The sequence below is a fragment of the Anaerobacillus sp. 63XJN7_4_ISO-PGPR-S23-413 genome (genome assembly GCF_056173725.1).
On record NZ_CM149688.1, the window covers coordinates 3220532 to 3236408 of the forward strand.

11 protein-coding genes are annotated in these 15877 nt (G+C 40.4%); 5 read left to right on the forward strand and 6 right to left on the reverse strand.

Annotation, left to right across the window (positions count from 1 at the left end):
- The first annotated feature begins 37 nt into the window (after window positions 1-37).
- From AC0VYO_RS16930 to AC0VYO_RS16940, 3 genes are all read left to right on the forward strand, one after another.
- Window positions 38-1696 carry a M4 family metallopeptidase gene (locus tag AC0VYO_RS16930; protein WP_475367841.1) on the forward strand — a complete coding sequence of 553 codons (1659 nt, stop codon included), beginning with the start codon at window positions 38-40 and terminating at the stop codon, window positions 1694-1696.
- Window positions 1697-2004: 308 nt separating this feature from the next.
- Entirely contained in the window at window positions 2005-2427 is a 423-nt protein-coding gene (locus AC0VYO_RS16935; RefSeq protein WP_475367842.1) for a hypothetical protein, read from the forward strand.
- A 177-nt stretch (window positions 2428-2604) separates the two neighbouring features.
- Complete coding sequence (locus AC0VYO_RS16940; RefSeq protein WP_475367843.1) at window positions 2605-3804, forward strand: aminotransferase-like domain-containing protein; 1200 nt, start codon at window positions 2605-2607, stop codon at window positions 3802-3804.
- Between the two features lie 227 nt (window positions 3805-4031).
- Here the strand turns inward: AC0VYO_RS16940 and AC0VYO_RS16945 are convergent, their stop codons facing one another.
- The gene (locus tag AC0VYO_RS16945; protein WP_194219131.1) at window positions 4032-4526 is read right to left on the reverse strand and encodes a lactoylglutathione lyase family protein; all 495 of its coding nucleotides are present in this window, start codon (window positions 4524-4526) and stop codon (window positions 4032-4034) included.
- A gap of 130 nt (window positions 4527-4656) precedes the next feature.
- On the opposite strand from AC0VYO_RS16945, the gene AC0VYO_RS16950 reads away from it, so the two are divergent.
- Window positions 4657-4986, forward strand: coding sequence for a winged helix-turn-helix transcriptional regulator (locus AC0VYO_RS16950; protein ID WP_430241802.1), 330 nt, complete (start codon window positions 4657-4659; stop codon window positions 4984-4986).
- A 38-nt stretch (window positions 4987-5024) separates the two neighbouring features.
- Here AC0VYO_RS16950 and rpiA read toward each other — a convergent pair whose 3' ends face one another.
- Window positions 5025-5690, reverse strand: coding sequence for a ribose 5-phosphate isomerase A (gene rpiA, locus AC0VYO_RS16955; protein WP_475367844.1), 666 nt, complete (start codon window positions 5688-5690; stop codon window positions 5025-5027).
- A 227-nt stretch (window positions 5691-5917) separates the two neighbouring features.
- On the opposite strand from rpiA, the gene AC0VYO_RS16960 reads away from it, so the two are divergent.
- Window positions 5918-6334: a cytochrome-c oxidase gene (locus AC0VYO_RS16960; RefSeq protein ID WP_475367845.1), complete on the forward strand. Its 417-nt coding sequence runs from the start codon at window positions 5918-5920 to the stop codon at window positions 6332-6334.
- Window positions 6335-6449: 115 nt separating this feature from the next.
- On the opposite strand, the gene AC0VYO_RS16965 is transcribed toward AC0VYO_RS16960, so the two are convergent.
- The 4 genes from AC0VYO_RS16965 to AC0VYO_RS16980 all read right to left on the reverse strand — a co-directional run bounded on the left by AC0VYO_RS16965 (window position 6450) and on the right by AC0VYO_RS16980 (window position 15780).
- Window positions 6450-7949, reverse strand: coding sequence for a glycoside hydrolase family 32 protein (locus AC0VYO_RS16965; protein ID WP_475367846.1), 1500 nt, complete (start codon window positions 7947-7949; stop codon window positions 6450-6452).
- A gap of 42 nt (window positions 7950-7991) precedes the next feature.
- Window positions 7992-8588: a YesL family protein gene (locus AC0VYO_RS16970; RefSeq protein ID WP_475367847.1), complete on the reverse strand. Its 597-nt coding sequence runs from the start codon at window positions 8586-8588 to the stop codon at window positions 7992-7994.
- A 40-nt stretch (window positions 8589-8628) separates the two neighbouring features.
- Complete coding sequence (locus AC0VYO_RS16975; protein ID WP_475367848.1) at window positions 8629-9654, reverse strand: LacI family DNA-binding transcriptional regulator; 1026 nt, start codon at window positions 9652-9654, stop codon at window positions 8629-8631.
- Between the two features lie 213 nt (window positions 9655-9867).
- Window positions 9868-15780 (reverse strand): GH32 C-terminal domain-containing protein, encoded by a 5913-nt coding sequence (locus AC0VYO_RS16980; protein WP_475367849.1) that lies wholly within the window; start codon window positions 15778-15780, stop codon window positions 9868-9870.
- Window positions 15781-15877 lie beyond the last annotated feature (97 nt).

Consider the following 15877-nt stretch of genomic DNA (forward strand, 5'->3'; position numbering starts at 1 on the left):
ATAATTGTAAATAGATTACATATTAGGAGGAATTTATTTGAGAAAAAAGTTTATTGCCCCACTTGTTGTGACGACTGCCTTAATAACCGCATCGCTCCCTTATAATAATGTTCTAGCCGTCCAGCCTGATCATCAAGTGGAGAACCAGATGGTTAAGCAATGGAACGAAAAAGCGAACGTTCCGCTATTCGTGAAAGAGAAGCAAGCAGTTAAACGTTCTTCTACTTCTGCTGAAGATGCCCTAAACTACTTGCAACAAAATAAAGAAAAAGTTAAGATCAAAAATCCAAAAGCAGACCTAAAAAAGAACAATTCCGCCAAGGATGAACTTGGAATGACTCACGTCAGGTTTAATCAAACAAAGAACGGCGTCCCGGTTGAAGGGGCTGAGATTATTGTTCACTACAATGTGGATAATGAAATCACTGTCGTAAACGGAGCTTATAATGAAGATATCGAAGCAAGTAAGCTCGATACTAAACCTACCCTTTCTTCAGAAGAAGCATTGCAAGTCGCAAAATCTTCTACTCATGCTCCTTCTACATTAGATCAAGTTCCAACATCCGAGTTAGTTGTTTATCCATTTGAAGGAAAAAATCACCTCACCTACAAAGTGAATGTGAACTTCTTAGGTAATGAGCCTGGTAACTGGTATGTTTTTGTTGATGCTACGTCTGGTAAAGTTGTGGATCAATATAACGCCATCATGGACGCAGGTCATTTTAAAACCCAAACCGGGACTGGTACCGGGGTACTCGGCGATCATCGTCTTCTCCACGTGACAAAAAGCAAAGGTGAAAAAGAAGGCACCGTTTTTCAACTAGCTGATTACAGTCACGAAGGATTAGATGGGATCATCACCTATGATTACTCAAAAAATTATCTTGAATTGTTTTCAAACAAAAGCGCGGCGTTTAAATCTGAATTTGCAGAACCTGCTGTTGATGCTCACTATAATTCGGAACAAGTGTATGACTATTACTTAAGTGAGCATGGACGGAACTCTCTCGATGATAACGGCATGCCGATCCAATCAGTCGTTCATTACGGAGATAATTACAACAATGCTTTCTGGAATGGGACTTACATGGTATATGGAGATGGCGATGGTGAATTCTTCATCCCTCTTGCTGCTAGCCTGGATGTAGCAGCACATGAAATGACTCACGGGGTCACATCTAATTCAGCTAACCTCATCTATCGTTTTCAATCCGGCGCTTTGAATGAATCCTTCTCGGATATTTTCGGCGCATTAATTGATGACTCAGACTGGGAGATCGGGGAAGACATTATGGCACCCGCTGCCGTTGCAGATGGACGCACTTCTCTTAGAAGCTTAAGTAATCCTAGTAAATACCCTGTTGGTGCTGCTTATGTTGCTTATGGAAACGGCGAAGGAATGTATCCATCCCATATGGATGAATTTTACGACCTTCCAGCTAACTTAGATAACGGCGGTGTTCACATCAACTCTTCGATTATTAATCACGCCGCTTACCTAACCGCTCAAGACATTGGCCGTGAGAAGCTTGGGCAAATCTATTATCGTGCTCTGACTCAATACCTTACAGCTAACTCTGACTTTAGTGATGCACGACAAGCTATCGTGCAATCTGCTATTGACCTTTACGGTGAAGGTAGCGCTGAAGTGGTGGTGGCTGCAGGTGGATTTGATTCGGTAGGGATTATGGAGTAAAACAGATCAATAGAAATAAGCATGAAGCGAACTGGCTTCATGCTTTTTCTATTTCTTTCATCTTATTTAGAGACTATTAATGAATTATCCAATAAAAAATAGTTACATAAGCTTCCTTGCTATATATAGGTTGGCTGCTTTCTTAATAATGGAGACGGAACTACACTCACCGACAGAAATTATTTCACACTTGTAAGTTAACTAGTATTTATGGAATAATTTTAAAGATAAGAAAACAAAAAGGAATAATTAAACCTCGTTAGTTGCTAGCTTATGTCTTGAAAACAATCTTTGGGAGAGTTCCACTAATGACCTTTATCTTTAGGATTTTATCATCCTTTCTTTCAGCCTTTACTGTGTCACTTATCATAAACACTTTATTGTATCTATTTGACAGTACTAGTGAGAGTGCGTTCCATTTCTCAGATGCGATGCTTAATGCCTATCTAATGCTTCCATTTTTCCTTTTGATTGGTGTACCGATCTCTATCTTCATTGATTGGTATTTAACTAGAAAGGAACGGAGCCTTTATCGGTATCATTTTCTCGCTTATACACTCGCAGGAATAGTACTTTCTTCTATTTTCCCTATTATTTTCGATAGTGGCAGAGTTGTTGAGTGGCTTGCTACCTTTAGTATTCTCACTGGATGTTCGCTGATTTATTTTCATTACCTGTTACTGTTAAAGAAATGGCTTAAGTTCTATAAGAGTATACCGCTCAAATCCTAACTCAATTTCTGAAGTCAGAACTTGAGTTTTTTATTTTAATCTAATTTGGTATTTCACCTTTGTTTTATTGAATCTAACCATATTACTAACTTTAAACAAACACACTAGCCTTTCAACGCATTAAAATGCTATAATGAAAATATTTTAAATATTAAAACAAAGGAAGGCGTTTTGGTCATGAGGTACGGATTTGCTAAGAGAGTGCAGCATCTTCAATCATCTGCAGTACGCGATATTTTAAAAATCACGAATAAAGGTGATGTCATTTCGTTTGCGGGAGGGTTACCAGACGACGAACTTTTCCCTGTAGAGGCAGTACAAGATGCATTTTCGAAAACATTTCAATCAGGAGGAAAGGCTTTTCAATACGATGCCACGGAGGGATATGCTCCACTTCGGGAGGTTCTTGTTGATCGCATGAACAAGAAGGGCATCGCTTCACGCGTGGATGATATTATGCTCACCACTGGTTCGCAACAAGCAATCGATTTATTTGCGCGGGTAATGTTTAACCCCGGAGATATTGTTCTAACAGAAAATCCAACTTATCTTGCAGCCGTACAGGTTTTTCAATCGTATGAAGTGAAAATTATCCCTGTTGATTCGGATGAGCATGGAATGGTACCAGAGGATCTTGATTACAAAATGAAAAAGTATATGCCGAAGTGTGTGTACGTTGTCCCAACCTTCTCAAATCCGATGGGAAAAGTTTGGTCACTTGAACGACGACAACACCTACTTGATAAAGCAATAAAAAAGAAAGTGATTATTTTTGAAGATGATCCGTACGGAGAAATCAAGTTCGATGGAACAAAAACATATACCCCTATATCTGCTTTAGACGATGGATCGCACACAGTCTATACGAGTACCTTTTCTAAAACCGTTGTTCCTGCGTTACGAACAGGTTGGATCAGAGGACCTCATCAAATCATCCGCATTATGGCACAAGCAAAGCAAGCGGCTGATTTGCATTCAAACTCTCTTGCTCACCAAGCACTCTATCACCTTTGCTCCGACTTTGATTTGAACGGTCACATTCAAAACCTCAGGAGTACATATTTTGAACGAATGAAGGTCATGCAACGATTGCTTGATCAAGCTGATCTACCTGGACTTTCTTATACGGTTCCTAAAGGCGGCATGTTCTTTTGGGTAGAACTACCAGAAGGCATTGATACGACGCTTTTATTAAATACGGCTGTAAAAAAAGGTGCGGCTTATGTACCAGGAGCTCCTTTCTATGTTTCAGATCCGAAGAAAAATACAATGCGTCTCAATTTCACTCATTCCACTCAGGATAAAATAGAGAAAGGAATGGAAATTCTAGTAGACGTCTTTCAAGAGGCTGCTCCTATAGAGTACGAAAATATTTAGGGTTAATTCATATGCTAAACGATTGATGAACTCTTTAAATAGTTGAAAACAAGCCTTACCCGAAAACAGTTAAGCGGAAAATCTCCTTTATATTTGAAGTATGTGAAAGGAAATTTATTTCTAAGTTGAAGGTAAATAGTATTTACCTCATCTCTATCTACATAAATAATCCAAAAAGAAGTGAACCTGGAGCCTCCCTCCCAGCTCACTTCTTTTTGGCCTAATCATTAATAAGCACCCTCTGAATAAGTCAGTTCATAGCTATGAGAATAGATCTCGAAAATATTGCCGAACGGATCTTCCACATACACCATTCTAAATGGCTTTTCATTTGGATAGTATTCGCGGATCGGCATACGCTGTTTCCCGCCGTGCTGCTTAATTTTCTCAACGATTCCTTCAATATCAGGGTCCTGGATACAGAAGTGGAAAATACCTGTTTTCCAGTATTCGAAGTTATTTTCTGGCGTTTCGTTTTCCGGGAACTCAAACATTTCGACGCCAATTTTATCTCCGGTTGATAAGTGAGCAATTCGGAATGTATCCCAATCATCTCCAAAGACGTCACGGCACATTTGTCCGATCGGAGAATCATCATTGTGCACATCAGATGGCTCCATCAAAATATACCATCCGAATACTTCCTTATAAAATTTAATAGCTTCTTCAAGATTTGGAACAGATAGTCCGATATGAGAAAAACTTCTTGGATATGGTAACATAGTTTTGAACTCCTCCTTAGTGATTATGTTCTGTCAACACACGTTTATTATACTGAGAATTAAAAGATCATGTAAGAACGCACTTTTTTGTGCGATACTAACCAAAAGGTAAGAAAGGAGTCGATCCAACATGAATTCTCCAGTGGATCAAAACGGAAAACTAAAATGCTCGATTGAATATACATTAAAGAAAATCGGCGGTAAATGGAAAACGGTGATTTTGTGGCACCTTTGTGTGGATGGGAGTTTTCGCTACAATGAATTACGCCAGTTACTACCAGGCGTCACACATAAAGTGATGAGTCATCAGTTAAAAGAACTAGAAGAAGAAGGTTTCATCGATCGAAAACAACAAAATACCGTCCCACCAAAAGTGGAATATTCGATTACGGAAAAAGGCAAAACGTTGATGCCGATTTTAGAGCAGATGCACTTGTGGGGGACTGAGAATCAAAAATAATAAGTGCCTGTCATGACAGGCACCAGCAATAGATCATCTTATTTTGAAATCTCGTAAATACCTTCTCCACTTGCCACTAATGCTTTTGTAACAACACTCGCAAAAAGGGAGACGTCAATTACACCAGGTATTTCTTTCAGGCGTTTTTCAAGTTGAACACTCTCCTGCCCTTTCTCAAACCAAACATCAATTAAAAAGTTTCCATAATCGGTAACTGTATATCCATCCTTCGCAGAACTTGAACGCACTTCTGCCTTTCCATCCATCTCTCCTACTTTCTTTAGTACAAATGCAAGTGAATCTTGCAAAATCTCCAGTACGACTGGATGCTGATAACTTAATTCCGGAACAACTTTAGAATCATCAACAAGCAAGATATAGTCCTTCGCCATTTGAGCAATGAGCTTTTCTTGCGTGTGAATACCACCGCCGCTCTTTAGTGCATGTAACTTTTCATCAACCTCATCACAACCATCAAATGCAACATCTACTTCCTCAACGGTACTTGTTGGTAGCACTTCCAGGCCCTGATTTACGCATAGATGCTTTGTTTTTAGAGATGGAGTTACGACTTTCACATTTAACTTTTCTTCCTTAATAAAGTCAATTAAATATCCAATTGTACTTCCGCCACCAAGACCGATGATAGTTTCATCTGTTATGTATTCTAGAGCTGCTTTGGCACATTTCTGTTTCATGTTCATTTTGACACCTTACCTTTTTTCAGAGTTTATCTTCTTGTAAGAAAGCTAGCATTGGTTGGTTTTATTGTAACAAAATGAGAAGTGAAAAAGTTTAGATGGCCAATGATATTCACAAATAATTGACGGATAAGGTCTTCACTATTGGAACAAACACTTATATTCGGCATAATCCTCCTTCTAGCGATATATATTTAAACAGGCAATCAAACATGTATAGGAGGGATGTAATGAGAATGGGGATATGTTTTTTAAAATTGGCAGCACTTTATTTCCTAATTGGAGTTAGTATGGGGTTATTGATGGAGATTATGGAGGATCACAGTTTGGCAGGCGCACACGCTCATATTAATCTATTAGGTTGGGCTTCCATGGGCTTATTCGGTTTTATCTATATTCTATTCCCCAAAGCCAGTGAAACGCTCTTAGCAAAACTGCATTTCTGGCTTTATAACGTGTCATTCCCTTTATTTATGCTTGGACTATCTTTTTTCCTTGCAGGCAATACTTCACTAAACGTTCTCCTCATGATCTTTCCTAACCTTCTTGTATTAAGTGTCATCCTGTTCGTTATTAACATGTTTATAAATTTGAAAGCAGAAGACGTTGCTCACTTGCTTAAAAAAAGCGAAACTACGTCACTTTAATTCTATTAAGTCGTTCAATAGTAAAACATAGTTAAAAGGTCGAGTTTCCAATTGGAAACTCGACCTTTTAACCTTATAAGTAGGTACATGTTTTCCTACCATTTCCCAAAACAAATTATGGATTAGTCCACACTGATTTCAATCGATTTATCTCCATCGAATGAATAAAAATCCCATCGCTACTGTATAACTCCAGACCATTACTTTCCTCTTTAGGAAACACCAAATTTGTAACGACCGTTTCCCCACTATTCCCAAAAATCTCAATGGAGGATCGATCAATTAATACGGTCAATTGCAAACGCTCATGAGGAGAGTCCATCTTTACTGTCTGCTTACAGGCAAAAGAGGCATGAAAAGAAGAATCTCCAGATCGAGTGCGATCAAAAATTAGCATTTCTTTTTTTGCATTATATTCGATGACTGTCTCTTCATTATCAGACTTTAAGACCTTTAAGCCTACTACTTCTGATGAACCAGGATTAAGATCCATGGTTATTTCAAGTGTGTTTTCATGAATACCGCTTAGCACATTTTCACCTGATGTTATCTTTTGTTCTTTCAGCAGTAAAAGAGGCTCTTTAATATTCTTAAGTTCTGTAACTGGTAGTTGGGTAAGTTGGACACCAGCTAATGTGGATTTCAAGACTAGCTCTCTAGGGATTGTCATCGCGCTTCGCCAACCTTCTGTAGGCGTTTCATTCGCGTAACGCCAGTTACTCATCCATCCAATTAAAATCCTTCTCCCATCATGATCTGGTAAATCTGACCACGTTACCCCTGCGTAGTTATCTCTCCCGTGATCAAGCCAGCACACATGATCTGGATGGTGATCATTTCGAAACGTTTTACCATCAAATTCACCAATGAAATATTGTGTTTTTGAACCGCTATCGACATCTGGATGGTCGCCAAGGCTAACGAGTAATACCCACTTTTGTTTGGATGGATCGTTGTCGACTGGTAGTTTAAATAAGTCAGGGCATTCCCATACCCCCTGATGCGATCCTTCTTTCTCTCCAAACGTGCTGGCAAACTCCCAGTCGATTAAATTTAATGACGTATAGATACTAATGGATTGCCCTGAAGCGATAACCATCACCCAACGATTCGTTTCTTTGTGCCAAAAAACTTTAGGATCTCGAAAATCTAGAATTCGAGGTTCTGATAAGACCGGATTCCCTTTATACAACGTCCAGCTCCTCCCATTATCGCTGCTGTAAGCTAGACTCTGCCGCTGCCGTGGTTTATCGGATCCAGGGTATGTATCCGCATGAGTGAAGATGGCTACGAGTCCACTTTGCCCGTTAAAGAAACCTGTTGTATCATCCCAGTCGACAACGGCACTGCCCGAGAAAATAGCCCCGTTTTGATCTGGTTTTAACGCAATAGGGAGATGCTCCCAGTGAATTAAATCTTTACTCACCGCGTGTCCCCAATGCATCGGTCCCCATACGCTACTATAAGGATGGTATTGATAGAATAAATGATATTCTCCATTAAAATAAACCATCCCATTTGGGTCGTTCATCCAATTTGATTCTGGAGTGAAATGAAACTGAGGTCTATGCTTCTCTGAATAGTTGCTTCGAGGAACGACTTGTTCAACATCCAATATTCAGCACCCTTTCCGTCAACAAAGTTTTTAACTAAACCATTAATTGATTTGTAGTTTACTAATTGCTTTAAGAAACCAATAACTAATAAAGTAAGCTAACATACTTGTGATAAAAAATAGGCCTGCTGGATTATCTAACAAGAAATAGACTGTCCCAAGGGTAACAACACCAATTATGATCGTTGAATATGGACTTGCTACAACAAGAAAAAACGAATTTCGCACCAGTTCGTACCACTTTGCTTTTACATGAACCATCATAGGAAATAAGTAGATGGTCATAAGTAGATATATGACGCTTAGAAAGACACTTACGATAAAAATCACGACTTCCATTACTGATCCAGATAGAGATACAATTTGAAAATTAAGATATAAAGAGAGTCCAACTAAGCTCCAAATAAGGGATAAACCAAAGCTTTGTTTGAAATTCTCCTTAAACAACTTAAAGAACGTAATGAAAACACCTGCATCTCCTTTTTTAAGTTGCCATGTTCGTACCACGCCGAACAAAGCTGCTGTTGAAGGAAAAATCGTGATAATCGGAACACACATGATCGCCCAGATGAAACTGAGAAAGAGGAAATCTACTGCTTTTTCTAAAAAAGAAAATACTCTATATTTATGATTTCCCAACTCACTCTCCTCCCGTCGTTTTCATACTCCCTTACTACTTTTAACATGAATTTCGTATTTCTAAGCTTGATGGCAAGCTCACACAGGAAGATTCTTTCTGTGGATTATCTAAACGAGCGAGCAACAATTCTGCTGCCCTTTCCCCTATTTCATGAATAGGCTGTTTTATAATGGTTAACGGTGGATTCGTTGCTTCTGTCCATTCATAATTATCATAACCAATAACCGCCATCTGTTCAGGCACTTGAATCTTGCTTTTATTTAACGTAACAACGGAACCTAATGTGAGAATGTTGTTCCCAATCATAACCGCCGTGCATTTGGATTGCTCAAGTAAAAATGCCATCGCATTTTTGCCAGCTTCCAATGAAGCTTCGTCAATCACAATCATTGATTCATCGACCTGAAGATTGTTTTCTACTAACGCATGTTTATATCCTCTAAGTCGTTCATCACTCGTCGTTAGGCCAAGTGGACCGGAAATATATCCGATTCTTTGATGTCCCTTATGAATTAAATGATTCATTGCCTCATAAGTGCCTTTAAAGTTATCGACCAGCACACAGTCACAATCAATTCCTTCTGGCTTTCGGTCAATAAATACAATGGGTAATTGATCTTCAAATTCTTTTAAATAGCTATGATCCCCGTAAGTTGGAGCCATGATTAATCCATCAATCATTTGGTTTTTAAACATATTGATTTGTTGAATCTCATTTTCAATTTCTTCATTTGAATTACTTAAAATTAACTGATAGCCAATTTCCTTCAGCTTTTTCTCAATGCTGTGAGCAATCGACATAAAGAAAAAGCCCGAGGTATCCATTTCTTTAGCAGGAATGATCAAACCGATCGTTTTTGAACTGCTGCTTCGAAGACTTCTCGCTACGAAGTTCGGACTGTAGTTAAGATCCCGCATAGCCTGATAGACCTTTTTCTTCGTATTTTCAGAAACATACCTCGTTCCGTTAATCACGTGAGAAACGGTGGCAGTAGAGACACCTGCTTTTTGAGCAACATCTTTCATTTTTGAACGCATATTATTTCCATCTTTAACGGTGCCCATATCCTTTTCACCTACTTATCAGATTACTCGCCCTTTTAAACTGCGAACCACGTGACGCGTAATCGATTACGTTACTTTTTATAAAAGGAGCTCTTACGAAGAGCCCAAGTAAACGATTACGTATATTATAACTTTAATTATAGTTTTTGAAGTAAGCGCTGTCAATTAACTTTCTACGTTAAATAAAGAGAATATATTTCTTTAAGAACGTGCTTAATTCGCATTAATCATACTGGCTCTATTTAACTGATAGATAGCTAAAGAGTTTAAAGTTACTTCACCATCGATCGCATATAGTTCTAGCTGATCACTCGTTAGTTCAGGAAAGATTTGATCAGATAACACAACCTCACCATCATTCCCAAACACTTCGATAGAAGAACGATCAACAAGTAAGTGAATTGTAACTGACTTATTAGAAGGCACCATGACTACTTCGTGCTTAGCACCAAAAGAACTACTAAAACTCGTATCACCAGACTTAGAACGATCTAAAGATAACGTAGCATTTGCTATGTCGTAACTAACTTTTGTAAATTCGTCATGACCTACCCGAACGTTAAAACCAAATTCTTTCGCCGTTGAATGATCTGTTTGAAATTCAGCAACAATTTCTAACGTATCTCCTTTCATATCAGATAATAGATTCTCACCCGGTACCACTACTTCATTCGTCCAATAACTTCCTTCCCCTCTTAAACTCTGAAGCTCACTGACAGGATTTTGAACGAGGCGAACACCTAAATTCGAAATGCTGTTCAAATTTAGTTCCTTTGGTATCGTCATTTTACTTCGCCAAATAGAAGTTGGGATCGCTTGACCGTACTCCCAATTATTCATCCATCCCATCGCAATTCGACGACCATCTGGAATATGATTAAAGGTTAGCGGTGCATAATAGTCAGCGCCATGATCAGAATATAGTACGGTACTTGCTAGATTGTCATTACGAAAGGTCGTTCCATCAAAATCACCAATAAAATATTGTACACCTGACCCACCAGCAGGAGCACCTTTACTAAGACTTACCTGCATCACCCATTTGGTGTTGTTAGAATCACCATCCACAGGTAATTGGAAAAGATCCGGAACTTCCCAAACCCCTTCATGTGATCCTTGATTTTCACCAAAGTCGCTCGCAAATGTCCAATCCTTCATGTCTTCCGAATGATAGATTCGAACAAATTGCTTTTGAAATTGATCTTCCACTGCAAGCAGCATCACCCATTGATTGGATGCTTCATGCCAGAATACTTTCGGATCTCTGAACACTGAAAATTGGTCGATGTTTGTGAGGACTGGATTTCCAGCATACTTCTGCCATGAACGGCCATTATCATTGCTGTAAGCAAGACTTTGACTTTGATTCCCTCCTTTTTCATGCGTAAACATCGCCACCATGGCATCCTTCCCAAACCCGGCCGTATTGTTTTCATCCACGACAACGCTACCTGACCATATAAATCCGTTCTCATCTTCTTCTAGCGCAGTCGGCAGTCGTTCCCAATTTACTAAATCTGTACTAACCGCATGCCCCCAATTCATTGGTCCCCATGTGACGCCAGTTGGATTATACTGATAAAACACATGGTATTCTCCGTTATGATAAACAAGCCCATTAGGGTCATTCATCCAATTTTTTTCGGGAGTATAGTGAAACTGTGAACGGTATTTTTCATACCGCTCACTCGTTAGAATATCTTCTTCTGAATTGAATACATGAAAATCATCAACATTGATATGACCCCATCCGCCGGTAGCCTTATCCACCACTTTGATGAATACGTCTTCCCCTATATAGGAAGAAGCGTCCCAGTAGACCCTCTTATACTTTTCATTCTCTGTACCGGTCGATTTCAAAAGCTCCTTTCCATCAGCTTCCCGTACGAGAGAAACATATAGGTGATCATTATCCTTCCCTCCGCCAATCAAGAAGTCAATCCACCCACTTCCATAGAGAGTAAAGGGCTCAGATTGTATTTCACCTCTGTCGGCGTCTCCCCCATCTTTGAAGTTCCAAAGGTGATAGGCGTCTTGGTGATTGAAACAACAGTCCCACTCCCACTCTTCCTCCTGTGTTACATCCTGGTCACTAAAGGCCTCCCCGGTAACCGTCCACCCGCTCAAGTCTCCCGTTTCAAAACCGGGGTTCGCTATCGTTACTTTATTCGGAGGCTCTACGGGAGCATTCACATCATCAATACTAATGTGCCCCCATGAACCTTTGGAACGATCAACAACCTTTAGATAAACATCCTCTCCAATGTAATGAGAAGCATCCCACTTAACTCGGGTATAGCCTTCCTGGTTCCCCCCACTTACTTTCATTAGCTCTTTCCCATTTGAGCTTCTTACTAGTGCAACGTAAAGGTTATAAATATCGTTCCCACCTGATACGAGGAAATCAATTTGTCCATTTCCTCCAAGCGTGAATTTCTGTGAACGTATCGTTCCAATCTCCGCATCCTCACCATTATGAACACTATATAGATGATAACCTCCGTTTTGATTAAATGGACCTCCCCACCCCCAATCGTCAGCAGACGTAACATCAAGATCGCTAAAGGCATCGCCTTCCATGACAGTCCAACCCGTTAAGTTACCAGCTTCAAAATCATGATTTACTAACTCATCATGAGGGGGCTCTTCAACGACAGTAACCGCACTCGTTGCCATATGACCTCCATCCCTTGTTTCAGCTTTAATCGTAGCAGCACCTTCTGAATGAGCCGTAACTTTTCCATTCACAACAGTCGCAACGCTTGGATTACTTGAAGTCCAGATCACCTCTTTATTCGTTGCTTGAGCCGGCTTCACTTCAGGTGTTAATCGTTCTGTATCTCCAGCAATTAATTCTAGCGAATCTGGATTGAGTGACACCCCAGTAGCGTTCACCTTTTCGTACGCAGAATTCATCTCCCAAACCTGTAATGACTTTACGGTGACGGATTCACTTTGCTCATTTGCCCAGAGCTGAACACCTTTCGCATCGTCTCTTGTCGGATAGGTTCTTGTGGTTAATCCTTTTTGTTCATTTAAATAAGCATTGATCTCAGAACGATCCACGTATACATGGAGATTGATCGTCTCTGAATCAGTATCTACCTCTCCACCCTGGTACCATTTTTCGACATCGGGATCGAGACTTGATTTGGTTCGGTTCACCCAAAACTCCTTGCTACTTTCTTTGTAATACACAATGGTTTCTTCTTCCCCATTCGGTGAACGTCTTAAGCTAATTCCCGCTTCATTAGCAGATCCATTGTCTAGTTCTAACTGGATCTCAAGCATATCTCCTTCTATGTTGGAAAGAAGTTGATTCGCTTCTTCCATAGACGTGTCAGAAGTAATATTAAGAAGCTGTTCGCCACGTAATTCGTTCAACTCTTGGATCGGCTTCATCCCTAACTTTCCGTCATCTCGATAAAAAACCTCTGTTGGCAAACCATAATTGTGGGCATAGCCAGCATCATAATCGTCGTTTGCTGGACGCCTGCCCTGCGTAATACTATGAATAACGGTTCTTCCATCAGGCGTTACCATTCCAGCTGGTCCAGTAAAATGGTCTCCAACATCGAGTAATTGAGGGGTTTCATTATCTGGCGTGAACTTAGCGGTATCCGGATTCCACGTTCCAATCCAATAGTACGTATACCTCGACTGATACTCCTCCCTTTGCATTTTGGCAGGGTTGATCAAGAAAATATGTTTTCCGCTATCTCCTAATGGCAGCAAAATCGGCAGCTCCCAAACGCGTCCTGTTTCTGGATAGGTTCCATAATCTCCAACGAATAAGTCTCCTTCGAAGGTCCAATCTTCAAAACTGGCATCCTTTGTAGAATACACTAGAGCGGTACCTCCAACGGCTTTGCCATCAGATCCTTCTTTACCAGAAGTCACTAGCATGTACCAGGTATCACCATCTTTAAAAACGTAAGGATCTCGAAATTCACCCATGATCCCCTGTCCTTCTTCTTGATCTAGAATCACTTCTGAATTCTTTTCCCAACGGTTAAGATCGTTATCCCCATCTTGCAAAAACGTACTTCTTGCTAAATTAATGCGCTGATTAGGCTGATCACGATCATCACCCGCTGTGTAAAAGATAACAGGCACACCGTTATCATCGACAACAGCACCACCCGCCCACGCCCCCTCGGGATCCACATCATATCGCCCAGGGATAACGGCATCGTCAACATCTCTCCAATGAACCATATCATCACTTACAAGATGCCCCCAGCGAATATGATTCCAGTATGGACCTCTAGGATTACTCTGATAGAACACATGATATTGACCATTAAAGTAAATAGGACCACCTGGTTCATTTCCCCAATGGTTCGGAGGAGACATATGAAACTGTGGCCGATGTTGGTCGTCCGCTAAAAGACTGCGATCGGTTTTTACATCAGCGGTTGGCAGATTACCATTTAAAGCGCTTACATAAGATTCGTAGGAATCTTTCACATTCCCAGCACCCAAGGCCTGATTGTAGATTTTCACTTCATCCATAAGCCCACTAAACATATTTAAATCAAAGCCATACAACCACATGCCATCATTGTTCTTTCCAATTAACAAATCTCTTACACTCGGTTTAATCGCAGCTCCTGCATCAAATTTTCGTGATGTTACCTTTTCACCATTCTGGTAGAGAACTGCTTCTCCAGTTGTGCTATCGTACGTTGCGACGACGTATGACCACTCATTTAAAGGGAGTAGTGTATCTGACATCACTTCATGCCACTCGTCTCCAGTACCAAACTGTAACCCCCACGTACCGTGGCGAAAATTTCCGAGTATGAATCCTTCTTTCTTCTCCCAGTTATGCTGATTCACGATTGCAGATAAGCGGCCTTCGTCTCCATGTTCAAAATTTCTTGGCGCGACCCACGCTTCAACTGTTATAGCTTCTTTAGGCGCAGGTAGTTTCGTAGGGCTCTGTTTAATCCAGGTAGAGTACCCATCAAATAATAAGGAACCGTTTGAAATGCCGTCCTTCCACAGTGGATCCTGTGCTTCCTGAAAGACTCCCTTACTAAGATGGTAATCAATTAAATTGGTTTCACCTGTTACTTGCTCTACAGTATCCTGACCAGTACCTTCATCTAAACTCCAGTGAGCCATTAATCCGTCAGCAAAAGGAGAACTGTTCGTTCGAAAGTCATCAACATTGATATGTCCAAACGCCCCTTTAGCATGATCGACGATTTTAATAACCACTTCTTCACCAATGTATTCTGAAACATCCCAGTAAACACGCTGGTACTTTTCCGTATCTCGTCCGGTTTCTTTTCGCAACTCTTTTCCATCTGACGTTCTTACGAGAGCAACATAGAGATTCTCTTCGTCATCCCCTCCTCCAATAAGAAAATCGATTCCGCCATTTTGATCGATCGTAAATGGCTCTGAGTGCAATTCGCCTACTTGATCGTCTCCACCATCGTTAAAACTCCATAAATGGTAGCGCCCCTCATGTGAAAATTCATCGCCTTCACTCCACTCTTCTTCATGAACAAGGCTCTCTGGGCCAAACGCATCTCCGCTCACAATTTCCCAACCTCTTATTTCATAAGGAGTTAGCGCTGTATATTCAAAATCATGATTATAGATGGAAGGTTCCACATGGTCATGTAAGGAAGGTGTCGCTGGGACATTCACATCATCAATATTGATATGCCCGTTTGTCGTTGAATCAACAACTTTCATTCTGACGACTGTACCTACATGAGCGGAGGCATCCCAACTCTTTTTGGAGTATGTATCTGTTCCAGTTCCTGTTTCCTTCATTAACTCTACTCCATCTGATTCTCTAACGAGAGAGATCGATAAGTGATCCGGATCAGAATCTCCCCCAGTAAGAAAATCAATCTGACCATCTCCTCCAAGAGTAAAGGTTTCAGACTGCATGACTCCAACTTTAGTGTCGTCTCCTCGCCCTCCCCATATATGCCAGAAGTTCTTTTGATCAAACGTTTGCTTATCCCAAAAGCTAGTTTCATCTGTCACATCTTTCTCATTGAACGCATTACCGCTTACAATCTTCCAACCAGATAAATCCCCTGTTTCGAAGCTTGGGTTTGCAATAGTCGTTTGGGCATGAACAGGGTTCGACATACTCATTGGCAACAAGCTACTTATGACGAATAAGACAGTCAGAGAGACCAATTTGAACCTACTGGGATTGAGCATGAGTTTATAAAGCTCCCTTCAAAATAAG